The organism is Streptomyces sp. NPDC038280 (assembly GCF_055600045.1).
Genome location: NZ_JBVJYZ010000018.1, coordinates 112,123 through 135,644, shown reverse-complemented (window position 1 = coordinate 135,644; position 23,522 = coordinate 112,123). Strand labels below are relative to the sequence as shown.

The 23,522-nt window shown below is 72.3% G+C and carries 23 protein-coding genes; 5 read left to right on the top strand and 18 right to left on the bottom strand.

Going from position 1 to position 23,522, the window contains the following annotated elements; genetic code table 11:
* The 11 genes from ACZ7J0_RS28665 to ACZ7J0_RS28615 form a co-directional block, all read right to left on the bottom strand.
* On the bottom strand, window positions 1–1,107 hold a 1,107-nt coding region (locus tag ACZ7J0_RS28665), incomplete at its 3' end, for a homocysteine S-methyltransferase family protein (RefSeq protein ID WP_470892121.1).
* Entirely contained in the window at window positions 1,104–2,087 is a 984-nt protein-coding gene (locus ACZ7J0_RS28660) for a carbohydrate kinase family protein (protein ID WP_470892119.1), read from the bottom strand. The genes ACZ7J0_RS28660 and ACZ7J0_RS28665, both read right to left, overlap by 4 nt.
* Window position 2,088: 1 nt before the next feature.
* Window positions 2,089–3,312 (bottom strand): methionine adenosyltransferase, encoded by a 1,224-nt coding sequence (gene metK, locus ACZ7J0_RS28655; protein WP_470892117.1) that lies wholly within the window; start codon window positions 3,310–3,312, stop codon window positions 2,089–2,091.
* Window positions 3,309–4,073: a holo-ACP synthase gene (gene acpS / locus ACZ7J0_RS28650; protein WP_470892115.1), complete on the bottom strand. Its 765-nt coding sequence runs from the start codon at window positions 4,071–4,073 to the stop codon at window positions 3,309–3,311. Before acpS ends, metK begins: the two co-directional genes overlap by 4 nt.
* A 1-nt stretch (window position 4,074) precedes the next feature.
* Window positions 4,075–4,938 (bottom strand): class-II aminoacyl-tRNA synthetase family protein, encoded by an 864-nt coding sequence (locus tag ACZ7J0_RS28645; protein ID WP_470892113.1) that lies wholly within the window; start codon window positions 4,936–4,938, stop codon window positions 4,075–4,077.
* Window positions 4,939–4,970: 32 nt separating this feature from the next.
* Window positions 4,971–5,864, bottom strand: a complete 894-nt coding sequence (locus tag ACZ7J0_RS28640) for a diiron oxygenase (protein ID WP_470892111.1) — start codon at window positions 5,862–5,864, stop codon at window positions 4,971–4,973.
* Window positions 5,865–5,978: 114 nt separating this feature from the next.
* Entirely contained in the window at window positions 5,979–7,025 is a 1,047-nt protein-coding gene (locus ACZ7J0_RS28635) for a class I SAM-dependent methyltransferase (protein ID WP_470892109.1), read from the bottom strand.
* Window positions 7,022–7,852 (bottom strand): class I SAM-dependent methyltransferase, encoded by an 831-nt coding sequence (locus ACZ7J0_RS28630; RefSeq protein ID WP_470892107.1) that lies wholly within the window; start codon window positions 7,850–7,852, stop codon window positions 7,022–7,024. Before ACZ7J0_RS28630 ends, ACZ7J0_RS28635 begins: the two co-directional genes overlap by 4 nt.
* 76 nt (window positions 7,853–7,928) lie before the next feature.
* Entirely contained in the window at window positions 7,929–8,444 is a 516-nt protein-coding gene (locus tag ACZ7J0_RS28625) for a MaoC family dehydratase (protein ID WP_470892105.1), read from the bottom strand.
* 122 nt (window positions 8,445–8,566) lie between these two features.
* Window positions 8,567–9,739 (bottom strand): trans-sulfuration enzyme family protein, encoded by a 1,173-nt coding sequence (locus ACZ7J0_RS28620; RefSeq protein WP_470892103.1) that lies wholly within the window; start codon window positions 9,737–9,739, stop codon window positions 8,567–8,569.
* A 209-nt stretch (window positions 9,740–9,948) separates the two neighbouring features.
* A complete protein-coding gene (locus ACZ7J0_RS28615) occupies window positions 9,949–11,385 on the bottom strand; it encodes an MFS transporter (RefSeq protein WP_470892102.1) in 1,437 nt (478 codons plus the stop codon).
* A gap of 134 nt (window positions 11,386–11,519) precedes the next feature.
* Between ACZ7J0_RS28615 and ACZ7J0_RS28610 the strand changes: the two genes are divergently transcribed.
* Entirely contained in the window at window positions 11,520–12,179 is a 660-nt protein-coding gene (locus ACZ7J0_RS28610; protein WP_470892100.1) for an HD domain-containing protein, read from the top strand.
* On the opposite strand, the gene ACZ7J0_RS28605 is transcribed toward ACZ7J0_RS28610, so the two are convergent.
* On the bottom strand, window positions 12,162–13,037 hold the full coding sequence (locus tag ACZ7J0_RS28605; protein ID WP_470892098.1) for a hypothetical protein: 876 nt from the start codon (window positions 13,035–13,037) through the stop codon (window positions 12,162–12,164). The genes ACZ7J0_RS28610 and ACZ7J0_RS28605 overlap by 18 nt on opposite strands.
* A 194-nt stretch (window positions 13,038–13,231) precedes the next feature.
* Window positions 13,232–14,251 carry a hypothetical protein gene (locus ACZ7J0_RS28600; protein ID WP_470892096.1) on the bottom strand — a complete coding sequence of 340 codons (1,020 nt, stop codon included), beginning with the start codon at window positions 14,249–14,251 and terminating at the stop codon, window positions 13,232–13,234.
* Between the two features lie 183 nt (window positions 14,252–14,434).
* Here ACZ7J0_RS28600 and ACZ7J0_RS28595 point away from each other — a divergent pair, with 183 nt between their 5' ends.
* Window positions 14,435–15,655 (top strand): Cmx/CmrA family chloramphenicol efflux MFS transporter, encoded by a 1,221-nt coding sequence (locus ACZ7J0_RS28595; protein ID WP_470892130.1) that lies wholly within the window; start codon window positions 14,435–14,437, stop codon window positions 15,653–15,655.
* A 12-nt stretch (window positions 15,656–15,667) separates the two neighbouring features.
* Here the strand turns inward: ACZ7J0_RS28595 and ACZ7J0_RS28590 are convergent, their stop codons facing one another.
* Together ACZ7J0_RS28590 and ACZ7J0_RS28585 are read right to left on the bottom strand one after the other, a co-directional pair.
* Window positions 15,668–15,937: a DUF4031 domain-containing protein gene (locus tag ACZ7J0_RS28590; RefSeq protein WP_470892094.1), complete on the bottom strand. Its 270-nt coding sequence runs from the start codon at window positions 15,935–15,937 to the stop codon at window positions 15,668–15,670.
* A gap of 105 nt (window positions 15,938–16,042) precedes the next feature.
* A complete protein-coding gene (locus ACZ7J0_RS28585; protein ID WP_468712422.1) occupies window positions 16,043–16,426 on the bottom strand; it encodes a hypothetical protein in 384 nt (127 codons plus the stop codon).
* Window positions 16,427–16,570: 144 nt separating this feature from the next.
* On the opposite strand from ACZ7J0_RS28585, the gene ACZ7J0_RS28580 reads away from it, so the two are divergent.
* The 3 genes from ACZ7J0_RS28580 to ACZ7J0_RS28570 are packed head-to-tail and all read left to right on the top strand — an operon-like array spanning window position 16,571 to window position 19,943.
* Window positions 16,571–17,497, top strand: a complete 927-nt coding sequence (locus ACZ7J0_RS28580; RefSeq protein ID WP_470892092.1) for a MurR/RpiR family transcriptional regulator — start codon at window positions 16,571–16,573, stop codon at window positions 17,495–17,497.
* Between the two features lie 28 nt (window positions 17,498–17,525).
* Window positions 17,526–18,452 carry an N-acetylmuramic acid 6-phosphate etherase gene (gene murQ, locus ACZ7J0_RS28575; RefSeq protein WP_470892090.1) on the top strand — a complete coding sequence of 309 codons (927 nt, stop codon included), beginning with the start codon at window positions 17,526–17,528 and terminating at the stop codon, window positions 18,450–18,452.
* A gap of 33 nt (window positions 18,453–18,485) precedes the next feature.
* Window positions 18,486–19,943 carry a PTS transporter subunit EIIC gene (locus ACZ7J0_RS28570; protein WP_470892089.1) on the top strand — a complete coding sequence of 486 codons (1,458 nt, stop codon included), beginning with the start codon at window positions 18,486–18,488 and terminating at the stop codon, window positions 19,941–19,943.
* A gap of 102 nt (window positions 19,944–20,045) precedes the next feature.
* Here the strand turns inward: ACZ7J0_RS28570 and ACZ7J0_RS28565 are convergent, their stop codons facing one another.
* The 3 genes from ACZ7J0_RS28565 to ACZ7J0_RS28555 form a co-directional block, all read right to left on the bottom strand.
* Window positions 20,046–21,263: a S8 family peptidase gene (locus ACZ7J0_RS28565; RefSeq protein WP_470892087.1), complete on the bottom strand. Its 1,218-nt coding sequence runs from the start codon at window positions 21,261–21,263 to the stop codon at window positions 20,046–20,048.
* An 83-nt stretch (window positions 21,264–21,346) separates the two neighbouring features.
* Entirely contained in the window at window positions 21,347–22,855 is a 1,509-nt protein-coding gene (locus ACZ7J0_RS28560) for an alpha/beta hydrolase (RefSeq protein ID WP_470892086.1), read from the bottom strand.
* Between the two features lie 107 nt (window positions 22,856–22,962).
* Window positions 22,963–23,463, bottom strand: a complete 501-nt coding sequence (locus ACZ7J0_RS28555) for an SRPBCC family protein (RefSeq protein WP_470892084.1) — start codon at window positions 23,461–23,463, stop codon at window positions 22,963–22,965.
* Window positions 23,464–23,522: the final 59 nt, after the last annotated feature.

Below are 23,522 nucleotides of genomic sequence, written 5' to 3'. Positions count from 1 at the left end.
GCGCGCCATCTCCACACAGTCGTCCCAGCGCCCCTCCAGCATCGCCTCCCGGAACTTCTTCGACCCGTTGGCGTTCGTCCGCTCCCCGATCGCCAGGTAGGCGGTGTCCTGACGGAAGGGCACGTGCGCGTACAGAGAGGAGGCGCCGGCCTCCGCCTCCGGGGCCCGCGCCGCCACACCCGCGCCCCCGACCCGTTCCACGATCTCCCGCAGATGGTCCGGAGTCGTACCGCAACAGCCGCCGACCAGGGAGAGCCCGTAGTCCCGAACGAACCCCTCGTGCGCGTCGGCCAGTTCGGCCGGCGTCAGCGGATAGTGGGCGCCGTCCTTGCCGAGCACCGGCAGGCCGGCGTTCGGCATGCAGGACAGGGGCACGCGCGCGTGCCGGGCGAGATGGCGCAGGTGCTCGGTCATCTCGGCCGGTCCGGTGGCACAGTTCAGCCCGATCATGTCGATGCCGAGCGGTTCCAGCGCGGTGAGCGCGGCGCCGATCTCCGAGCCGAGCAGCATCGTGCCGGTCGTCTCGACGGTGACCTGCACGATCAGCGGCAGCTCGTCCATGCCGCACCACTCCAGGGCGCGGCGGGCACCGACGACGGCCGCCTTCGTCTGGAGCAGGTCCTGTGAGGTCTCGACGAGCAACGCGTCGGCGCCGCCCCTGATCAGGCCCTCGGCGTTCCGCTGGTACGCGTCGCGCAGCGGCTCGTACGTCACGTGCCCGAGGGTGGGCAGCTTGGTGCCGGGGCCCATGGAGCCGAGGACCCAGCGGTCCCTGCCGTCGCGCGCGGTGAACGCGTCGGCGCTCTCCCTGGCGATCCGGGCGCCGGCCTCCGACAGTTCGTACACCTGACGCTCGATGCCGTACTCGGCGAGGGCGGCCAGGTTGGCGCCGAAGGTGTTGGTCTCGACGCAGTCCACGCCGACGGTGAAGTACTCGTCGTGGACGGCTCTGACGATGTCCGGCCGGGTCACGTTCAGGATCTCGTTGCAGCCCTCCAGACCCGTGAAGTCGTCGAGCGTGGGGTCGGCGGCCTGGAGCATGGTGCCCATCGCCCCGTCGGCCACGACCACCCTGGTGGCGAACTCGTCCCTCAGCGGCTTCCTCATGACAGCCCCCGCAGACGCGTGAGGAGCTCCGCCGTGCAGCCGGGCCCGTACGTCGTACGGATCCCGTCGAGCAGCGCGTCCCGCCGCAGCCGGTACTCCTGCGTCCCGACGGAGGCGAGGACGGTCGAGGCGACCGCGCAGCCCAGCTGGGCCGCGCACCGCTCGGGCACGCCCCAGAGCGTCCCGGCGAGGAACCCGGCGCGGAAGGCGTCGCCGACGCCGGTCGGGTCGACGACCTCGGGGACCCGCACGGCCGGCACGACCAGGGTCTCCCTGCCCTCGCCCCGGATACGGACGCCGGCTTCGCCGTGGGTGGTGACCCAGGTGCCGACCCGGCCGAGGATCTCCGCCTCGCTCAGCCCGGACTTCTCGCCGAGCAGAGCGGCCTCGTACTCGTTGGTGAAAAGCCAGCGCGCGCCGTCCACCAGCTCCCGCACCTGCGCCCGGTCCAGCCGTGCCAGCTGCTGCGAGGGGTCGGCGGCGAAGGGGATGCCCAGGTCACGGCAGGCGCGGGTGTGCCGGAGCATCGCCTCGGGGTCGTCCGGTGAGATCAGCGCCAGGTCGATCCGGCCGGTGCGGCCGACGACCTCCCCGAGGTCGATCTCCCGTGCCTCCGCCATGGCACCGGTGTAGAACGTCGCGATCTGGTTCTGGTCCCGGTCGGTGGTGCAGACGAACCGGGCGGTGTGGAGGGTCTCGCTGACCCGCACGGAGTCGGTGTCCACACCGTGCTCCTTGAGCCGGACCCGGTACGGCTCGAAGTCACCGCCGACCGCGCCCACGAGGACCGGGCGCAGACCCAGTACTCCCAGGCCGAAGGCGATGTTCGCTGCCACTCCGCCGCGCCGCACCTCCAGGCTGTCGGCGAGGAACGACAGGGAGACCCGGTCCAGCCGGTCCGCGAGCAGCTGTTCGGTGAACCGGCCGGGGAAGGTCATCAGATGGTCGGTCGCGATGGATCCCGTGACAGCGATGCGCACGTCAGCCTCCCTCGACCTGACCGGTCGCCTTCTTGAGCGCCTCCACCCGGTCCGTGCGCTCCCAGGTGAACTCGTCCAGCTCGCGGCCGAAGTGTCCGTACGCGGAGGTCCTGGCATAGATCGGGCGCAGCAGGTCCAGCTCGCGGATGATCGCGGCCGGGCGGAGGTCGAAGACGGCCGAGACGGCGTCCTGGATCCGCTCGTCCGGCAGTGTGCCGGTGCCGAAGGTCTCCACGAAGAGGCCGACGGGCTCCGCCTTGCCGATGGCGTACGCGACCTGCACCTCGCAGCGGCGCGCGAGTCCGGCGGCGACGACGTTCTTGGCGACCCAGCGCATGGCGTACGCCGCGCTGCGGTCGACCTTCGACGGGTCCTTGCCGGAGAACGCGCCGCCGCCGTGGCGCGCCATGCCCCCGTACGTATCGATGATGATCTTCCGGCCGGTGAGACCGGCGTCCCCCATCGGGCCGCCGACTTCGAAGCGCCCGGTCGGGTTGACCAGCAGCCGGTACCCGTCGCTCTCCAGGTTGACGCCCTCTTCGGCGAGCGCCTTCAGCTCGGCCTCGACGACGAACTCCCGGATGTCCGGGGTCAGCAGCCCCTCGACGCTGATGTCGGCGGCGTGCTGGGAGGAGACGACGACGGTGTCCAGACGGATCGGGCGGTCTCCGTCGTACTCGATGGTGACCTGGGTCTTGCCGTCGGGCCGCAGGTAGGGGACGGTCCCGTTCTTGCGGACCTCGGTCAGCCGGCGCGCGAGCCGGTGGGCGAGCGCGATCGGCAGCGGCATCAGCTCGGCGGTGTCGTCGCAGGCGTACCCGAACATCAGGCCCTGGTCGCCGGCGCCCTGCGCGTCGAGGTCGTCGGCGCCCTCCCCTTCGACCCTCCGCTCGTACGCCGTGTCGACGCCCTGGGCGATGTCCGGCGACTGGGAGCCGATGGACACCGACACGCCACAGGACGCGCCGTCGAAGCCCTTCGCGGAGGAGTCGTAGCCGATGTCGAGGATCGCCTCGCGCACCAGCTGCGGTATGGGGGCGTACGCGGACGTGGTGACCTCGCCCGCGATGTGCACGAGACCGGTGGTGAGCAGCGTCTCGACGGCCACGCGGGAGGCCGGGTCCTGGGCGAGGAGCGCGTCCAGGATCGTGTCGCTGATCCGGTCCGCGATCTTGTCGGGATGGCCCTCGGTCACCGACTCCGAGGTGAACAGGCGCCGGCTCATGCCTGACCCACCTCCGCGCGGAAGAAGTGCGTCTCGATCGCGGCGAGGGTCCGGATCTCGTCGACCTCGAGGGTCTCCATCTGGATGGACTTCCCGCTCTGCTGCTCCAGCAGGAAGACGAACTCGACGAAGGACAGCGAGTCGATGAGCCGGTTCTCGATGAGGTCGAGGTCGGGGGCGATGTCGTCGCGCTCCGGGTGGCGCTCCAGGATCCAGTTCTTCACCTGCTGCAGGCCGTCGGCCATGGTTGCTCTCCTTGAAGTGCTTTGTACGGATGGGGTGGTGGGGGGCGTACGGTCGAGCGCGCCGGCCGGGTCCGGGTACGGGTGCCCGGCGGAGCCGGCGTCGAGGATGGGCGCGGCCACGGCCACCGCGTAGTCCACGTCGTGGCTGATGGAGACGGTGATCTCGGTGATGCCGGACCCGGCGGCCATCTCGGCCGCGCTCCGGTGCAGCTCGACGAGCGGCCAGCCGCCCTCGGAGCGCCGCACGACGATGTCCGGCCAGGGCAGGAACCTGCCTCTGACCCGGAGGGTCTTGAAGGCCGCTTCCTTGGCCGCGATCCGGCCGCACAGGCTCAGGACGTCGAGGCCGGTGGACGTACGGCAGTCGGCGAGTTCGCCGGGGGTGAGCATCCGCTCGAAGAAGTCCTCGCCGTACTCGGCGAGGAGCCCCCGGACACGGGTGACGGACACGATGTCCATGCCGAGGTTCGCCCAGCCCAGGCCGCCCGCCGGCGGGGCGACGGGTCGGGCCGGCACGTCAGATCACCGGCCCGGCCGCACGCCCGCCCGCCGCGCGGACGGCCTCGGTCGCCGCCTCCCAGCTGCCGTGCCGCCTGGTCAGCGCGGACAGCCAGCGCTCCAGGCCGAAGGCGACACAGCTGGTGAACGCGGGACCGCCGTTGGCGAGGGTGATCGCGCACCGGTCGCCGAAGAAGTTGCGGTGGGTATTGACCGAGGCGATCGCCAGGTCCTCGTACAGGAACTCGTGCTTCACCGGGGTCAGCCGCTGCAGTACCGCCTTGGAGCTTCCCTTGTCGAAGAACGGGTCGCAGGCGGCCTCCTTGCGCAGCGGCAGGTCGAGGGCCTCGGCGAAGGCCTCGATCCGCGCGGTGAACGAGGACAAGTGCGTCTCGGCGTGCTCACGGGTGCCGAGGGCAACGACCTCGCGCATACGGAAGCCGAGCTGGCGGCGCATGCCTTCGTAGTGGGTCTCCTTGCGGAAGCACCACCCGCAGACGGTGATCAAGGTGTCGTCGGCCACCTGACGGCCCTGGTGGTCGATGTAGACGGCGTAGCACGACGCGGAGGGGAGTCCCAGGGCCGCCGGCTGCAGCGCGTCGCACGGGAAGCAGCCGGTGTCGGTACAGAACCGGGTCGTCTCCCGGGCGTCCAGGTCGAGGGGGGCGGCGACGACGGCCTGGTGGGGGAAGTTGTCGTAGTAGTCGAGCCGGGCCAGGTCGGCGGCCGGCAGCAGTGGGGGCATGGTCATCGGGCGGGCGCCCGCGCTCACGCCCCAGCTCTCGAAGGTGTCGTCGAGGAGCCGCAGCAGGGCGGTTCCCTCGGGACCGAGGGACGGCAGGCCCCTCGCCTCCCCGACGCTCTCAGGGGTGGTCACGGTCATGGTGGAGTCACCTCTCGGACGACGGGCCGCGGTCAGACGACGGGCAGCGTGTCGTCGGTGAAGATGCCGGACTTCAGGAAGAAGCCGAGCGGCTTACGGATCGCCTTGCGCTCGAAGGGGCGGCGACGCTCGTCGGCGACCAGCGCGTTGCGCAGGGCCAGCGGGTCGGCGATGCCCGCGTCGCGGTAGACGTGCGGGTTGTAGAGGGAGTTGACGCTGTAGACGACGTACCGCTTCAGATAGGCCTCGACCTCGGCGAGCCGCTCGGCGGAGACGGACTCCCTCATGCGGTGGAAGAGCAGCGAGACCAGTTCACGGCCGAAGGCGATGTGGCGGGACTCGTCCTGGTGGTGGATGCGGTTGACCTCGCGGATGGTGTGGCAGAGCGCGCCGTCCTGCGCCATCCGCGTGTTGTAGTGGTCGACGAGCTCCTCGAAGAACAGGATCCGGGCGAAGACCAGGAAGTTCTCCACCTCCGGCTCCCAGGCGGAGTCGGCGCGCATCGCCGTGGAACCGTAGATCTTGTTGCCGTAGCGGCGGCAGAACTCGGCGAAGAACCACATGTGTTCGTTCTCTTCGCCGATGAAGTGGTGGAAGAAGTCGGACGGGACTTCGAAGCCGGGCATGTGGATGCGGCCGACGACCTCGATGAGCAGTTCGCGGATGCCGTGCACGTTCAGGCTGTAGAAGTTGATGCTCTCCCACTTGGAGAGCCGCTGGAGGGCCTCCTCGCCGAGCTCGTCGTAGTACGGCGTGCCGTAGACGGTGAGCAGCTCGGGGGTCATCCACAGCCGGTTCTCTTCGAGCTTCTCGGGCCAGTCGAACTGCTGGTAGGGGTTGTAGTACTCCTCGATGGACCGGGAGCTGAGGCGCTCCAGGACTTCCAGGAACCGGTCGCTGACGGGCAGGGGGGCGGTGGCGCCCATGGTGACTCCTCGGGGTGGATGGCACGGGCCTCTGTGCGGGGGTCCCGGGGCAGGACGGTGCCCCGGGGCCCTCGGGAACCGGGGTCCGGACGGGGGCCCCGTGAGCTCACGGCCTCAGGGCCGGACTTCGTAGACGGCGTTGACCGGGGTCTCGGTCGCGCGCCGCCAGCGGGTGAACCCGGCCTCCTGGGCGATGCCCCGGAAGGCCTTCTCACCGGAGTGGTTGCCGAGCGCGTGGGGGCCGCGCTGCGCGACCGCCACGGGCAGGCACATCACGGCGGAGAGCGCCATGAACATGCGGGCGGCGGGCGTCTGGGTGTCGATGTCCGCGGGCGACACATTGGACTCGACGAGCATCCAGGTGCCGTCGGCGTCCAGGGACTTGTGCACGTGCTGCGCGGCGGCGACCGGGTCACCCATGTCGTGCAGGGCGTTGAAGAAGGTGACCAGGTCGTAGCCGGTGCCGGGGTAGTCGTCGGCCGACGCCACGTCGAAGACGACACGGTCGGAGAGCCCGGCGTCCTCGGCGAGCTGCCGGGCGATGCCGATGGCCTCTTCGGAGTAGTCGAAGCCGTGCACGGTCGCCTCGGGGAACGCCTTCGCGATCAACAGCGTGGTGTGGCCCACGCCGCAGCCGACGTCGGCGACCGTTCCGCCGGCCGCCAGCTTCCCGGTGACCCCGTGCAGCGCGGGCAGCCAGTCCGCGACGAGCCTGTGTTCGTACGTGGGCTGGAAGAAGCTGCCCATGCCGGTGTCCAGGGCCGGGTCGTGCTCGGCCCAGCCGACGCCGTCGCCGGTGCGGTACGCGTCGACGAGCAGGTCCTCGGTGGCGTACAGCGCCTTGAGGGCGGTGAAGAACCCGGCCGCGTAAGTGGCGGCCCCCGGGTCGGCGAGGACGGCGACATGGTCGGCGGGCAGGGTGTACGTGTCGGCGCTCGGGTGCCGCTCGACGTACCCGGCACTGAGCTGGGCGTGCAGCCACTCCTCGGCGTACCGCTCGTTGATCCCGGTCCGCTCGGCGAGCTGTGCGGGGGTGAGGGCGCCACCGGCGGCGAGGGCGCGGTAGAGCCCGAGCCGCTCCCCGAGGGCGACGGTCAGCCCGCGCACGGCGGCGCCGGCGTCCCCGATGACGCGCTGGTGGAAGTCGTGGGTGCCGGTCATGCCGCCACCCCCGGCAGGTCGCACGTGAAGAGGAAGGACCTCGGGACGCGCGGGAGCGTGCGCGGCGGGACCGGGTAGGGCCAGCGGCCGAAGTCGGCGCCGTCCTCGCCGGGCTGCTTCACCTCGCGCACGGCCCATCCGGAGTCGGTGAGCAGTTCCTCGGGCGTCTCCGTGCCGAACAGCCACGGATTGCCGTCCTCCTCCAGGCACTTGAGGAAGGGGCGGGAGAGCGGGTTCTCCAGGGCGGCCCTGCTGATGACGTCCCCGAGCAGGACCGAGCCGGGCGCGGCATGGGCGGCGAGGGTCGAGATGAGGGTGCGTACGGCCGTCTCCGGCAGGAAGAACAGCAGGCCCTCGACCACCCACAGGACCGGCTCGTCGCTGCGCCAGCCGGCTTCCTTGAGCGGCCCGGTCCAGTCCTGGGTCAGGTCGACCGGGACGGTGACGCGCTCGCGCCCGGCGGGGGCGGGCTCGTCGGCGAGCATCCCCGCCTTCGCCTCCAGGAGCGCGGGCCGGTCGAGTTCGTAGACGGTGACGCCGTCGGGCCACGGGAGCCGGTAGAAGCGGGTGTCCATGCCGGCGGCGAGGAAGACGACCTGGCGGATGCCCCGCTCCTCGACGGCCCGGACGATGGCCCGGTCGAGATAGGTGGTGCGGATGGCGAGGAACGGCACGGTGCCGGCCCCGGCGTAGCGCTCCAGCAGCTCGAAGCCGATCGTGTCGGCGACGGTGCGCGCGTAGGGATCGGCGAACAGCCGGTCCTCGCGCTCGGTCTCCAGGGCCCGCGCTGCGGCGGTCCACTGGGCGGTGCGGGATACGGCCTCCACAGGAGGTCCCCCTTCACTTCGGGTGGGAAAGGTACGGACGGGCACGGGGGCACGGGGTGTCCCCGGGCCGGCACCGTCAGGTCGTGGTCCGGCAGCAGGCGACCGGGTCCTCCGCCGCGGACATCGACGACGGGTGGCCGGCTTCGGAGTCGGCGGGACGCCGCCGGAAGATGCTGTGCAGGATCATGCTGAACACGGCCGTCCCGTCGGGGCCGACCAGCGTGCACCTGGGCTTCACGGTGCCGGTGGTGGGATTGAACGGCGACGGGGTCGCGCCAAGGACCTCCACCCGCGCGGTGAGGACGTCCCCCGGCCGTACGGGACGCAGATAACGGACCTCGTCGATGCCGGGCGAGCCCATGCAGGCGCTGTACGCGAGCAGTCCGTCGACGTAGCGGCGCATGAACATCGACTGGGTGTGGAATCCGCTGGCGATCAGCCCGCCGAAGGACGAGCGCGCCGCCAGCTCCGGATCCGCGTGGAAGGGCTGTGGATCGAAGCGCTTTCCGAAGTCCAGCACCTCCTCCGCCGTGACGGTGACGGTGCCCAGTTCATGGACATCGCCCGGCTGGAAGTCCTCGAAGTAGCGCATCACGCGCCCCCCTTGACCTAAAGGAGTGTCATTCCCTGGCAGACACCAATCTACGAATGGCTCATTTATTTTGTCAACCCAAAAGAAGCGAGACTGCGAACGCGGGGCGCGGACGGTGCGGCTCAGCGGCGCAGGGCGGCCTCGACGTCCCGCCAGAGGTCCTCCACCGCCTCGATGCCCACCGACATCCGTACGAGCCCCGCCCCTATCCCCGCCGCGTCCAACGCCGTGGCGTCCAGCTCCCGGTGGGACGTCGACGCCGGATGCGTCACCAGCGTCTCCACACCCCCCAGCGACAGCGCCAGCCGCGCGACGCGTACGGCCTCGATGAACTCCCGCCCCGCCTCCCGGCCCCCCGCCAGCTGGAACGAGAGCAGCCCGCCGCCTCCGGCGAGCACCTTGCGCGCCATGGCGTACGAGGGGTGCGCGGGGTGCCACGGCCAGTGGACTGCGCTCACGGCCGGGTGGGCCGCGAGCCGCTCGGCGAGCACGGCGGCGTTCGCGCAGTGCTCACGCATACGCAGCGGCAGGGTCGGTATGCCGCGCAGCGTCAGCCAGGCGGCGAACGGATCGGCACTGGCCCCGAGTTCGACCGTCCGTGGCCAGATCTCGTGCCGCAGGCCGTCGTCCGCGAAGACGGCGGCGCCGCCCAGCACGTCGGAGTGCCCGGCCAGGTACTTGGTCGTGGAGTGGACGACGACGTCCGCGCCGAGCTCGAGCGGCCGGCACAGGACGGGCGAGGCGAGCGAGTTGTCGACCAGGCTCAGGACACCCTGGCGCCGGGCGGCGGCCAGCAGCCCCGGAAGGTCGGGCACCTGACCGGTGGGATTGGCGATGGTCTCCAGGACGAGGAGCCGGGTGCGCGGCCCGGCGAGCGCCTCGAACTCGGCCGCGTCGTCGCCGGCGATGTACGTGACGTCGATGCCGTACCGCGCCGCCAGATCGGAGAGGACCGCGTACGTCCCCCCGTAGAGGCACCGCTGCGCCACCACCTGGTCCCCGGGGCGCAGCAGCGCGAGCAGCACACCGCTGATGGCCCCCATCCCGGAGGCGAAGGCAATGGCCGACGCACCGCCCTCGAGTCCGGCGAGGGTGTGCTCCAGGGCTCGTACGGTCGGGTTTCCGCGGCGGCTGTAGACGTACCGGCCATCGGGTCCCGCCATGGCCTCGGCGAGCGCGTCGGCGGACGCGAAGGCGAAGGCCGAGGACTGGACGAGGGGCACGGAGAGCGGCCAGCTGCCGGGGGGCGGCGGTTCGTTGACGACGTGTACGGCACGGGTCCTGATGTCTTCCACGGCTGTTCCTTCCGGGCTGGGACTACGGGCTGGGACTACGGGCTGGGCTTCGGGCCGGTGCTTCGGCCGGGGCTTCGGCCGGGGCTTCGGCCGGGGCTTCGGATCGCTGCTTCGGATCGCTGCTTCGGGCTGCGGAAAAAGGGGCCGCCCGACGTCCTGGGAGGACATCGGGCGACCCCTGGCGGGCACATGACGCGCCCCGCCGTGCGTCACACGCCGACCTGCTCGCCCTGCGGAGCAGGAGCGGCGGCAGCGGCCGCGGCGGCCTTGTCGCTCTTCATCAGGAGGAGCGTGATCACACCGCCGGCCGCGGCGACGATCGCGGCGCCGATGAACGCGGCGGAGAAGCCGTCGGTGAGGGCCGGCAGATTGCCCAGCTCACCGGCGCCCTGCGACATGGCCAGCGCGGTCAGCGCGGCCAGACCGAGGGCAGAACCGACGTTGTAGGTGGTGTTGACGATGCCGGAGGCGAGACCGGCCTGCTCCTGCGGGGCCCCGGACATCGCGGCGATCATCGCCGGGATGTAGGCGAGGGACATGCCGAGCGCGGCGACGAGCGAGGCGGGCAGGACGTCGACCACGAACGAGCCGGTCGGCTCGACGGCCGACAGCCAGACCAGACCGGCCGCGAGGACCAGCAGACCCCCGGCGATCAGCGGCTTGGCACCGAACTTGGCCATGAGGCGCGCGGTGATCGCCGTCATGAAGATCATCAGCAGGACGGTCATCGGGAGCAGCGCGGCGCCGGACGCGAAGGCGCCGTAGCCGAGGACCTGCTGGAGGTAGAGGTTGAGGAAGTACCACATCGGGATCCACGCGGCGCCGAGCAGCGTCATCGACAGGTTGGCCGAGCCGAGCCGCGGAACGCGCCACACGCTGAGCGGCATGAGGGGCTCGCGGACACCCTTCTGGATCACGAAGAAGAGGATGAGCAGGACGACGGCCCCGGCCAGCTCGAGGATGGTGGCCGTGGCGCCCCAGCCGACCTCGGGCGCGCGGACCACCGCGAAGACGGCGAGCGCGAGCCCGGCGGTGACGGCGACCGCGCCGAGGACGTCCACGGAACCGCGGCGGGACTCGACGGCGGGCAGCAGCCTGGTGGCGGCGAGCGTGGCGAGGCCGATCGGCACGTAGATGATGAAGACCCACGGCCAGCTCATCCACTCGGTGAAGACACCGCCGAGGAAGACGCCCGCCGTGCCGCCGGCCGGAGCGGCGGCGCCGTACAGCGCCATCGCCTTGCCGAGCTCCTTCGGGTCGTGCATGAAGAGCATCATCAGCAGGGTCATGGCGGAGGGCGCGATCAGCGCGCCGCCGACGCCCTGGACCGCGCGGCCGGCGATCTCCACCCAGGCGGTCTGCGCGGCGGCGGCGAGGACCGAGCCGACGATCATGACGGCCCAGCCGGTGGCGAAGATCTTGCGGGCGCCGAGGAGGTCGGAGAGCCGGCCACCGAGGAGGAGGAGTCCGCCGAAGACGATGACGTAGGCGTTGAAGACCCACTGGAGCTCGCCCTGCGAGAAGCCCAGGTCCTTCTGCATCTCGGGGAGCGCGACCCCGATGATCGAGGTGTCCATGATGACCATGAACTGGGCGGCGGCGAGCACGACAAGTGCCCACCAGCGCCGGGGATTGACGGTTGACATTGCCCTGACCCTTCTCTCGCACGGCCCCCGAGTACGCCGTGAGACATACCCCTAGGGGGTACCTTCGCGGAGCACCGTAACATACCCATGGGGGGTATGTAAGAGTGAGAGGGGGGCAGCCGCGGGACGGCAGAATGCGCGGCATGACCAACCCTCACGAACTGCTCCGCCGCTGGACGGCGACCCTCCTCGCGGCCCGCCCCGGCGAGGAGGGCCCGGACCCGGTCCCGTACGGCGAGAACCTGCTGACCCGCTGGGCCGAGCCACAGCGCCGCTACCACACCACTGAGCACCTCGCCGCGGTCCTGGACCGGATCGACGAACTGGCCTCACACGCACAGGACGTGGAGCTCGTGCGGCTCGGCGCCTGGTTCCACGACGCGGTCTACCGCCCGGACCGCTCCGAGAACGAGGAACGGAGCGCGGCCCTGGCCGAGCGCGCCCTCCCCGAGGCGGGCCTCCGCCCCGACCAGACCGCGGAGGTGGCGCGCCTGGTCCGCCTCACCGTCACCCACGACCCCGCGCCCGGCGACACCAACGGCGAGGTGCTGTGCGACGCGGACCTCGCCGTCCTGGCCTCCGACGCGGATACCTATACGGGGTACACGGCCGCCGTCCGCGAGGAGTACGCCTTCGTACCCGACGACGCCTTCCGCGCGGGCCGCTCGGCGGTTCTCGGCCAACTCCTCGAGCTGCCCCGCCTGTTCCGGACCCCCTACGGCCGGGAGAAGTGGGAGGCGGCGGCGCGGGCGAACCTCACCGCGGAGCTGACGCGGCTACGGACACTCGCCTGAGCGGTACCGGCTCCCGCTCACGTACTCGACACGGAGGACGGGATTCTTGTCCTCCAGGACGTAGAGGGTGCCGTCCCAGGGCGCCCAGTGGCGCGGTACGAGATAGAGCCGGTCCCCCGACACATGGAACAGCCGCAGCCCGGCGTACCGGTAGCGGTAGGGGCTGCCCTTCTCCGCGACCAGCGAGAGACAGCTGCCGCCCCCGCGGATCAGCAGGTCCTCCTTGCTGAACACGACGACCGCCGGGAGTCCGCCCTCGACCGTCCGCGCGGTCTCCGCGGCCCTTCCCCGGCCGACGACGCCGGCGTACGAGTAGACCGACCAGAAGAGCGCGATCACCGCGACGATCAGCGCCAGGGCCCAGAGCCGGGCGTCGCGCGCGCCCCGCGTGCGGCCGTACGCGGTGAGCAGGGCCCCGAGCATCACCCCGAGGGGCAGCACCAGCTCGAACACCCGCGGCGCGAGCGGGTACGCGACGACCATCGCCACCGCGGGCACCCAGGCCCACCGCAGCCCGCGCACGAGGGGCCCGGCCCAGCGCGGCTCGTCCCGCATCCCGCGATGCACGGCATGGGCACCGAACACGGCGGCGGCCCCGACGAGCGCGGGAAGGTAGAGCGCGTTGACGCTCCGCAGCAGATAGTCGGCGGTGGACAGCCGGAAGAGACTGTCCCGCAGCCCGAGCGCCCGGGTCTCCGCGTCGGTGCTGGCCCACCCGAAGTAGAACAGCACGGCGGTGAAGAGGGAGAGCAACGACCCGATCGTGCCGAGGAGTTCGGCGAGGCGCGGAGCCGCGGGCTCTGGCTCCTCGCGCGGGCCGGGCGCTGACGGCGGCGCGGGAGCGGGGGTCCCGGGCACGGGCGGCGCGGGAGCGGTCGCGGGCGGGGCCGTTGGGGCCGTGGGCGCCGTCGGGCCCGGGGCGGGAGCAGGGACGACAGCGGGTGGGGCTGGTGCGGCGCCCGGGTCCGGCGGAGGCGGAGCCGGGGGTGTACGACGCCGGTCCACGACGCGGGTCAGCGTCGTACGGAGCCCGCGGAGCGCCGACCGACGGGTCATCGGGCCGCCGACTCGGGCTCGGGACCGGAATGCGCGCCGGGCTCCCCGGCCCCCGGGTCGGTCGGCTCACCCGGATCGGTCGGATCGGTCGGGTCGGGGCCCGGGCCCGGGTCGTTCGGGCCGCCGCCCGGCCCCGGGCCCGCCTCGATCGTCAGGGTCATCGGTTCGGCCGCCCTGACGGAGCGGACCATCACCTTCAGCCTCCCCGCCGGTGTCCCGTCGGGAACGACGAACGAGAACGTCAGCCGGTCACCGGACATCCCCATGTCCTGGAGCTCGACCGGCACACGGCCGAGCATGACGCCGATGCTCTTGTACGCGTCGCCGAAGTCGAAGTACGTCCCCAGCAGTTCGACCTCGACCGTCTCGCCGGGCCGCGCCACGGCGTCTCCACCCGCGTCGAGGCGGACGATCCGCCACCGGCACGCCGTACCGCTCCCGCTCGACGGGCCGCGCAGGCGGGCCGTCGCGCCCGGGTGCTCGTGGTGGTACCGGAGCAGCCGCCCGAGCACCGCGTAGGCAGCCCGCCCCTTGCACGTCGCGGGGCGCCCGCCCGGCACCGCCGCGTAGGCCTTCGCCGCCGCGGACCAGCTGCCGCCCTTCCCCTGCACGGCCAGACACGCCTCGGCGAGCCCTCGCAGCACGGCCCACGCCTGCGGCTCGGAGTGCCCCGTCAGCTCGCTGTCCTCCGGTTCGTCGGGGATCTCCTTCCGGGCCGACGCGCACTTCCGGGGGTCGGTGAGGTCGTCGTAGACGCTCTCGTGGTCGGGCGCGTGCTCCGTGTTCGGCGCGCCCGGCCCCGGCGGCAGATACGACAGGCCCTCGACGTCCCCGGACCCGTCCCCCGATCCGCCGTCGTCGTCCTCGGGCGGTTTCCAGGTCGGCGTACCGCTCGCGGACGCGGCGCTGCTGCGTCCCCCGGACGGCTCCCCGGCTTCCTCGCACCCCGCCACCGCCGACGCCGCCAGCACGCAGGCCAGCACGGCCCCCCATAAACGGATCGAACGCCTCGCCATCGCAGATCAGCCCCCGCCGAGCCCCGTTCGGATGTCCTCCGCCCACATGATGGGGCCGGTCCGCCGCGCTGGGAAGGAGAACGGACTTGCGACGGCGGTCCGGCATGTGGACACGGAGGAATGCCAGGATCAAGACCACTGTTCACCACTGTCATGCCGTCTTCGTCCGCCGAACGCACCCGTATGCCCCTGGCCGTCTACATCCTCGGCCTGTCCGTCTTCGCGCTCGGCACGAGCGAATTCATGCTGTCCGGGCTCCTGCCTCCCATCGCCGACGACATGAACGTGTCGATCCCCCGCGCCGGCCTGCTGATATCGGCCTTCGCGATCGGCATGGTCATCGGCGCGCCCCTGCTCGCCGTGGCGACCCTGCGCCTCCCCCGCAAGACGACCCTGATCGCGCTGATCACCGTCTTCGGCCTCGGCCAGGTCGCGGGCGCCCTCGCGCCGACGTACGAGGTGCTCTTCGCGTCCCGGGTGGTCAGCGCACTCGCCTGCGCGGGCTTCTGGGCGGTCGGCGCGGCCGTCGCCATCGCGACCGTCCCGCAGAACGCCCGGGCCCGGGCGATGGCCGTGATGATCGGCGGGCTCTCCATCGCCAACGTCCTCGGCGTCCCGGCCGGCGCCTTCCTCGGTGAGCACCTGGGGTGGCGTTCGGCGTTCTGGGCGGTCGGGGCCGCCTCCGCGATCGCGCTGGTCGGCGTGGTCACCCGTATCCCGCACATCCCGCTGCCGGCGCGGCGGCCGCGGCTCAAGGGGGAGCTCGCGATCTACCGCGACCGTCAGGTGTGGCTGTCGATCGTGATCACCGCCCTCGCCGCGGGCGGCGTCTTCTGCGCGTTCTCGTACCTGGCCCCGGTCCTCACCGATGTGGCCGGGCTCGACGCGCGGTGGGTCTCGGGCGTCCTCGGGCTCTTCGGCGTCGGCGCGCTGATCGGTACGACGATCGGGGGCCGGGTCGCGGACGCGCACCTCTTCGGGGTCCTGCTGAGCGGCATCACCGCCTCGACGCTCTTCCTCGCGGCGCTGGCCCTCTTCGCCTCCAGCCCCGCCGCCGTGATCGCCCTGTCCTTCCTCCTCGGCGTCTCGGCGTTCTACACGGCACCGGCCCTCAACGCCCGTATGTTCAATGTCGCGGGAGCCGCCCCGACTCTCGCGGGCGCCACGACCACGGCCGCCTTCAACCTGGGGAACACCGGCGGCCCCTGGCTCGGCGGCACGGTCATCGACGCCGACTTCGGTTTCGCGTCGACGGCCTGGGCGGGCGGCGCGATGACCCTCGCGGCCCTCCTGACGGTCGCCGTCTCCCTGCGCCTGCACCGCCGTGCGACGGCGAGCCGCGTGGTCATCGGAGTCACGGCCGCCACGGAGAACCGCGCATTGACGAAGACGGAGGCGAGCTGAGCCGGACACAACCTAGGTGACGGCACGGCCCTTCGGCCGCCGCAGCCCCGCCTGGGTGAGGCGACGGACCAGTTCCTTGGAGCCGACCTCCACCGCGCCCGCCGCCACCGCGTCGGCGTAGCGTTCCACCGGGAGGTCGTAGTGGTCGCCGTCGAAGGCGCGCGACGGGGCGCCGATCGAGGCGGCGAAGGCGTGGAGTTCCTCGTAGGAGACGTCACTGACGAGGTGCGACCACATGCGGCCGTGTCCCGGCCAGTCCGGCGGGTCGATGTAGAGGGTCACGAAAACTCACCGTAGACGCTCATCGCGCACCCCGCGCGCCGGTCACGACGGGTCATCGGCCGTCCGGTCCCGCCGTGCGTCGGGCGCCGCGCCCGGCGCCGCGCGTCACGAGTCGTCTCCGGCGCCCATGCTGCCCGCGAGGCCGCCGACCCGGGCCACCACCACGCCCGCCTTGGCGCAGACCCAGTGAGGGTCCGGGCCCAGTTCGGGTTCGACGTCGAGGGCGTGGGGGTCGCCCGCGTCGCAGACCGGGCAGAGCGGCCAGCGCCCATAGCGTTCGAGGAGCGCGTCCTGGACATCCTGGGCGACGAGGCCGGCGACGTACTCCGTGCCCTGGGGCCACTGTTCGACCCACCAACGGCGGTGCGTCACCGCGTCCTCGACCAGCGAGACGACCTCCGCCTGGGCGACATCGCGGGCGATGAGGTCGGCGAGGACCAGCGCACGCGCGGCGTGCAGGGCCTGCTCCAAGGGGTCTACCGCGTCCATGCAGCCATTGTCTCCCCACACGCCCAGGAGAAAAGCCCCGGGCTTTCGGCCCCGGGCTTCCGGCCGCCTCCGACCGGCGCGGGCGTCGGCCGAAGGGCGTCCGGAGGGGTTGACGACCCCAGAGGCCGAAAATATCTTTCAGTTGTGACCAATGACGTGAAGGAAATTTTCACCGGCTCGGGTGGCGACGCTCCTCCCGCCCCCGCCGCCCTCGCCGCCAAGGTGCGCACTCTCGCCCCCTCCATGACCCGCTCCATGCAACGGGTCGCCGAAGCCGTCGCCGCCGACCCGGCCGGCTGCGCCGCCCTCACCGTCACCGGCCTCGCCGAGCTCACCGGGACGAGCGAGGCGACCGTCGTGCGCACCGCCCGCCTCCTCGGCTACCCCGGCTACCGCGACCTGCGCCTCGCCCTCGCCGGCCTCGCCGCCCACCAGCAGTCCGGCCGCGCCCCCTCGGTCACCGCCGACATCGCCGTCGACGACCCCATCGCCGACGTCGTCGCCAAGCTCGCCTACGACGAGCAGCAGACCCTCGCCGACACCGCCGCCGGCCTGGACACCGTTCAGCTCGGTGCCGCCGTCGCCGCGCTCGCGACCGCCCGCCGCGTCGACATCTACGGCGTCGGCGCCTCCGGCCTCGTCGCCCAGGACCTCGGCCAGAAGCTCCTGCGCATCGGCCTGCTCGCGCACGCCCACAGTGACCCGCACCTCGCCGTCACCAACGCCGTCCAGCTCCGCTCCGGCGACGTCGCCATCGCTATCACCCACTCCGGCTCGACCGGTGACGTCATAGAACCGCTGCGGGTCGCCTTCGACCACGGTGCCACGACCGTCGCGATCACCGGCCGCCCGGACGGGCCGGTCTCGCAGTACGCCGATCACATCCTGACCACGTCGACCGCCCGCGAGAGCGAGCTGAGACCGGCCGCGATGTCCTCGCGTACCAGCCAACTCCTGGTCGTGGACTGCCTGTTCACCGGCGTCACGCAGCGAACGTACGAGACGGCGGCGCCCGCCCTCGCCGCCTCCTACGAGGCACTCGCCCACCGCCACTCCCCCCGCAGCCGCTGATACGGAACGCCGAAAGAGCCGCACATCCATGACCTCCGCATACGACGACCTGCGCGCCCAGCTGGCCACGCTCACCACCGAAGCCTTCCGTCCCGAGCTGGCCGAGATCGACCGGCTGCCCACCGCGGAGATCGCCCGGCTGATGAACGCCGAGGACCAGTCCGTCCCCGTCGCCGTCGCCGCCCAGCTCCCGGTCATCGCCGCCGCGATCGACGCCACCGCCGCCCGGATGGCCCGGGGCGGCCGGCTGATCTACGCGGGCGCCGGAACCGCCGGCCGCCTCGGCGTCCTGGACGCCAGCGAGTGCCCGCCCACCTTCAACACCGACCCGTCCTCCGTGGTCGGCCTGATCGCGGGCGGCCCCTCCGCGATGGTGCAGGCCGTCGAGGGGGCCGAGGACTCCAAGCCGCTGGCGGCCGAGGACCTGGACGCGCTGAAGCTCACCGCCGACGACACGGTGGTCGGCGTCTCCGCCTCGGGCCGTACGCCGTACGCGATCGGCGCGGTCGAACACGCCCGGACGCTCGGCGCGCTCACCCTGGGGCTGTCCTGCAACAAGGACAGCGCCCTCGCGGCGGCCGCCGAACACGGCATCGAGGTCGTCGTCGGGCCCGAACTCCTCACCGGCTCCACCCGGTTGAAGGCCGGAACGGCCCAGAAGCTCGTCCTCAACATGATCTCGACGATCACCATGATCCGGCTGGGCAAGACGTACGGAAACCTCATGGTCGACGTGCGCGCCTCCAATGAGAAGCTGCGGGCGCGGTCGCGGCGGATCGTCGCGCTCGCCACGAACGCGCCGGACGAGGAGATCGAGGCGGCGCTCACGGCGGCCGAGGGCGAGGTGAAGACCGCGATCCTGATGATCCTCGCCGCGGTCGACGCGCCGACGGCCGAGCAGCTCCTGCACGGCTCGGGGGGCCATCTCCGCGCCGCACTCCACGCCGCGACCTGAACCCCCTCCCCCCACGCACAGCAAGGCCCCCACATGAGCACAGACGACAAGAACCGCGCCACGGCCGCCGCGATCCTTCCCCTCGTCGGCGGCGCGCACAACGTCACCTCGGTCACCCACTGCATGACCCGCCTGCGTCTCGGCCTGCGCGACCGCTCCCTCGTCCAGGACGAGGCGCTCACCGCGCTCCCCGCCGTGCTGGGCGTGGTGGAGGACGAGACGTACCAGATCGTGCTCGGCCCGGGCACGGTCGGAAGGGTCACACCGGAGTTCGAGGCGCTGGTGGCGCGGGAGCCGAGGGCGGCGGACGACCTGGCCGCCCAGGGCGCCGCGCTCAAGGCCGACCGCACACGGCGGAACTCCACCCCCTTCAAGCTGCTGCTGCGCAGGATCGCGAACATCTTCGTCCCGCTGATCCCGGCCCTCATCGGCTGCGGCATCATCGCGGGCCTGAACGGCCTGCTGGTGAACCTGCGCTGGCTGCCCGCCGTCACTCCCGCGCTGACCGCCGTCGCCTCCGGCTTCATGGCGCTGATCGCGGTCTTCGTCGGCTTCAACACCTCGAAGGAGTTCGGCGGTACGCCGATCCTGGGCGCCGCGGTCGCCGCGATCATCGTCTACGCGGGCGTGGCGAAGGTCGTCGTCCTCGGCCAGACGCTCTCACCCGGCCAAGGCGGCGTCCTGGGCGCGCTGGCCGCCGCGGCCCTGGCCGTACAGGTCGAGAAGTGGTGCCGCCGCCGGGTCCCGGAGGCCCTCGACGTTCTGGTCACCCCGACGCTCACCGTGCTCGTCGCGGGTCTGGTCACCGTCTTCGGCCTGATGTTCGTCGCCGGTGAGGTCTCCTCGGCGATCGGCGCCTTCGCCACCTGGCTGCTGGCCCACGCGGGGGCGGCCGCCGGCTTCGTCCTCGGCGGGCTCTTCCTCCCCCTGGTCATGCTCGGCCTCCACCAGGCCCTGATCCCCCTCCACACCACCCTGATCGAACAGCAGGGCCACACGGTCCTGCTGCCGATCCTCGCGATGGCGGGCGCGGGCCAGGTCGGCGCGGCGATGGCGGTCTACCTGAGGCTCCCCCGCAACGGCTCGATCCGCCGCACCATCAAGTCGGCGCTGCCGGCGGGCTTCCTGGGCGTGGGGGAGCCGCTGATCTACGGCGTCTCGCTCCCGCTGGGCCGCCCGTTCGTCACGGCCTGCGTCGGCGGGGCGTTCGGCGGCGGTGTCGTGGGCCTGTTCAACATGCTGGGCACCCAGGTCGGCTCCACGGCGATCGGCCCCTCGGGCTGGGCCCTCTTCCCCCTGCTCCACGGCAACAAGGGCCTCACCGAGACGGTCGCGGTGTACGCGGGAGGCCTGCTCGCCGGTTATCTGACGGGCTTCGCCGCGACGTACTTCTTCGGCTTCAGCAGACAGATGCTGTCCGACTTCGACAGGAACCCGGAGGACGGGACCGCCGGCGCGCCGGCGAAGGAGGCAGCCGGGGCGACGGTCTGACCAGCCGTCGGCCCGCACTCCGTCCGCCGGGCGGGCCTCCTCCACGAGGGCACTCGGGGAGGAGGCCCGCCCGGCCGGGACGGTCCGATGCCGTGCGTACGGTCAGATGCCGTTCGTGAAGAGGATCCGGTTGGGCGAGGTCGCGTGGAGGGGCTTGATGGCGTCCTTGGTGGAGGTGGCGGAGATCCAGCCGGCGACCTCCTCCGGCGTCGCGCCCGCGTGCGTCGTCCGGTACAGCAGGGCCGTCCCGGCCACGTGCGGGGACGCCATCGACGTACCGTTCAGGGCGACGCTGCCGCCGCCCATCTTCGCCGAGACGACGTCCTTGCCCGGAGCGTAGACCCGGACGCACGGACCCCAGTTGGAGAAGGAGGTCTCCTGGTCCAGGCTGTCGGTCGCACCGGCCGTCACCACGTGCTCCGCGCTCGCCGGAGAGACCTCGCAGGCGTCCAGGGCGCTGTTGCCCGCGGCGACGACGACGGAGGTGCCCTGCAGGGCGAGGGCGTCCACCGCGTCGTTCAGCACATCGGACTTCGGGCCTCCGAGGGAGGCGTTGAGCACGCCGGGCCTGGCGGGGTGCAGTGCGGCGTGCGACGCCGCCCACTCCAGCCCGGCGATGATCCCCGAGTTGCTGCCGCTGCCCTGGCAGTCGAGGACCCGGACGCTGATGAGCCCGGCCTGACGGGCCACCCCGTACGTCCGGCCGCCGATCGTGCCCGCGACATGCGTGCCGTGGCCCTGGCAGTCCGCCCCGCGCCGCGCCTCGCCCGGGAAGGCGTCGAAGCCGGGGACGGCGCGGCCCTCGAACTCCGCGTGCCCGTAGTCGATACCGGTGTCGAGGACGTAGGCGTTGCCACCCGCGCCGGTGGCCCGCGCGGTGAAGTCACCGTCCAGCGGCAGGGCGCGCTGGTCGATCCGGTCCAGGCCCCACGCGGTGGTGGGGGCGGCCGGGGCGGCGCGGCCCGGGCCCGCGTCCAGCGCGGTGACCTCGGCGTCCTGCTCGACGTCCTGGACCTCGGGGAGCGCCCTGATCTCGGCCAGCTGCGCGTCGGTGAGCTTGGCCGCGAAGCCCCGCAGCAGCTTGCTGAAGCTGAACAGCGGGGTGACACCCACCTCCTTGGCGGCGGCCTTGACGTCGCTCACCGGCTTGAGCCGGACGATGTACTGGCCGGGCACCGGCTTGGCCGAGAGGCGCAGCGGCGCGAGGGCGGTGCGCTCGCCGTCCGTGGGTGCGGAGTGGGCGGAGACGGACAGAGGGCCTGCGACGGCCAGGGCTGCCGTGGCGGCGGCCACGAGGGCGACTCTCATTCGGGTGGGCATGTGCGCGAGGGGACCACGTAGAAACGATCAAGGCAATCACCCCGGGTAGCAAGTCATACGCTTTCCGTAGTGACGTGTCGCCGTCAGTCACCGCACTGGACGTCCGTCGCCGGCCGCTCCCCGGTCCGCAGGAACCGGGTCACCGCGACGTCCCCGCACGCGTTGCCGTTCCCGAGGTAGAGGCCGTGGCCCCCGTGGTCGACCGTGACGAGCCGCGCCCGCTCACCCAGCGCCTCCCGCATCTTCAAGGCGCCGAAATAGGGGGTGGCGGGGTCCCGCAGGCTCTGGAGCATCAGGATGTTGGACGGGCCGTCCGAGGTGATGCGCGTCGGCCTGGGCTCCGGTGCCTTCCAGAAGGCGCAGGGGGTGATGTTCACCGGCATCCCCGCCGTGAGCGGGTGTCGGGCCCGGTCCTCGGCGACGTCCTTCGCATAGGAGGACTCCCGCTTCCGCGGCCAGCTCACGTCGTTGCAGATGACACCCACCGTGATCGCCGCGTCCTGGTCGCTCAGCGGCTGGACGAGCTCGGGGGGCAGCGCCGGCTTTCCGGCGGGCCCGGCGGGATCCTGGGCGGCCTTGATCAGCCGGGCGAGCGGCCCGAAGGCGGCGTCGCCGTAGAGGGCGTTCTGCAGAGCCTGCCGCAGGATATTGCCGGTCAGCGGCGTGCCGGGGGTGGTCGTCTCCACCGGCTCCCGGTCCAGCTTCGCGGCGAGCTCGAGGAACAGCGGCCGGACGTCCTCCGGCCGCCCGGCGAGCCGCGGGCCCGCGCCCTTCTCGTCCCGGTCCGGGTGCGCCGCCCAGGCCGCGAAGTCCGGGAAGCGGTCGTCCGCGGCCTGCGACATGTTCGCCAGCCATCCGCGCGCCAGGCGCTTCGGGTCGGGGTCGCCAATGCTGTCCATGACCCAGCGGTCGGTGCGCCGCGGATACGTCTGCGCGTAGACCGCGCCCACATAGGCGCCGTACGAGACGCCCCACGCCGAAATCGTCCGCTCGCCGAGGGCCTGCCGGATCCGGTCCAGATCGCGCACCTGGTTCGCGGTGGTGAAGCTGCGCAGGACGGCGCCGCCGTTGCGCTCGCAGGCCTCGGCGATACGCCGCGACCGGGCGGCGTTCTCGGTGACCTCGCCGTCCGGCCCGGGCCAGGAGCGCAGATTGACCAGGCGGCGGTCGTCGGGCGCGAGGCCGCAGCTCGCGGTCGTACTGCCGCCGACCCCACGGGGGTCGAAGGCGACGAGGTCGTAGGCGCCCCCCATCGCCTTCCGCAGCGCCTCGCCCTTCTGCGTCAGCCGCCGCACCCCGGAGCTGCCGGGGCCGCCGGGGATCACCATCAGCGTCCCCCGCCGTGCTCGGGGCTGCTCGCTGCGGAGGCGGGACACGGCGAGGGTGACCTGCGGGCCGTCCGGGTCGCCGTAGTCGCGCGGTACCGACAGCTCCGCGCACTCCTGTCCGGGCAGACCCGCGGCGCAGGACCCCCAGGAGAGGCCGGAGCGGGCCTGGGCGACGGCGGCGGGGGCGGTGGCCACGGTCAGGGTGGTCGCCGCGGTAGCGGCGGAGAGGGCGAGCAGCAGGGCCTTGCGGGCGTGTGTCGTCATGCCGCAAGCCTCGTCGGAGCCGGGCTTCGATCACATCCGGCAGACGGGACAGCGCTCGGTGGGGCCAGCCCCAGGGATGACACCCCCGGTGGCCGCAGCGGGCGGGATCAGGCGTCGGCGCGCTCCCACACCGGGTCCCGCAGATACTCCGCGAGGCGGTCGAGCTCCTCCGCGACGCCCGCCTCCATGCCCGTCGCGAGGGCCTGGTCCCGGATCTCCTCGGACGGCCAGACGGACCTGCTGGTCAGCGCGGTCACGTCCGGCAGCGGCGCGTCGAAGGTCAGGGTGACGTGCACGGGCGGCCCCGGCATGAGTTCGAAGACCTCGGAGTAGACCAGCCGTTTGGGGCGCTCGATCTCCTCATACGTGCCGGAGAACACCAGCTCCTGGCCGTCGCTGGCGGTCTGGCCCCAGCGCCAGGCGCCGCCCACACGCAGGTCGATCTCGCAGACGGTGGTCTCCAGCGACCGCAGGCCGTACCAGTGGCGGACGTGCTCGGGCACGGTCCACGCCTCGAAGACCCGGCTGCGGGGGGCCTCGAAGACGCGGGTGACGACGAGCTCGCGCTCCGACGGCGTACTCAGCTCGGTTACGTGGTGCTTGGCCATGATCCTGCCGCCCTCCTGGAAACCGAGTGGCTCTCCCCTCCAGGGTCCGCGAAAGCGCC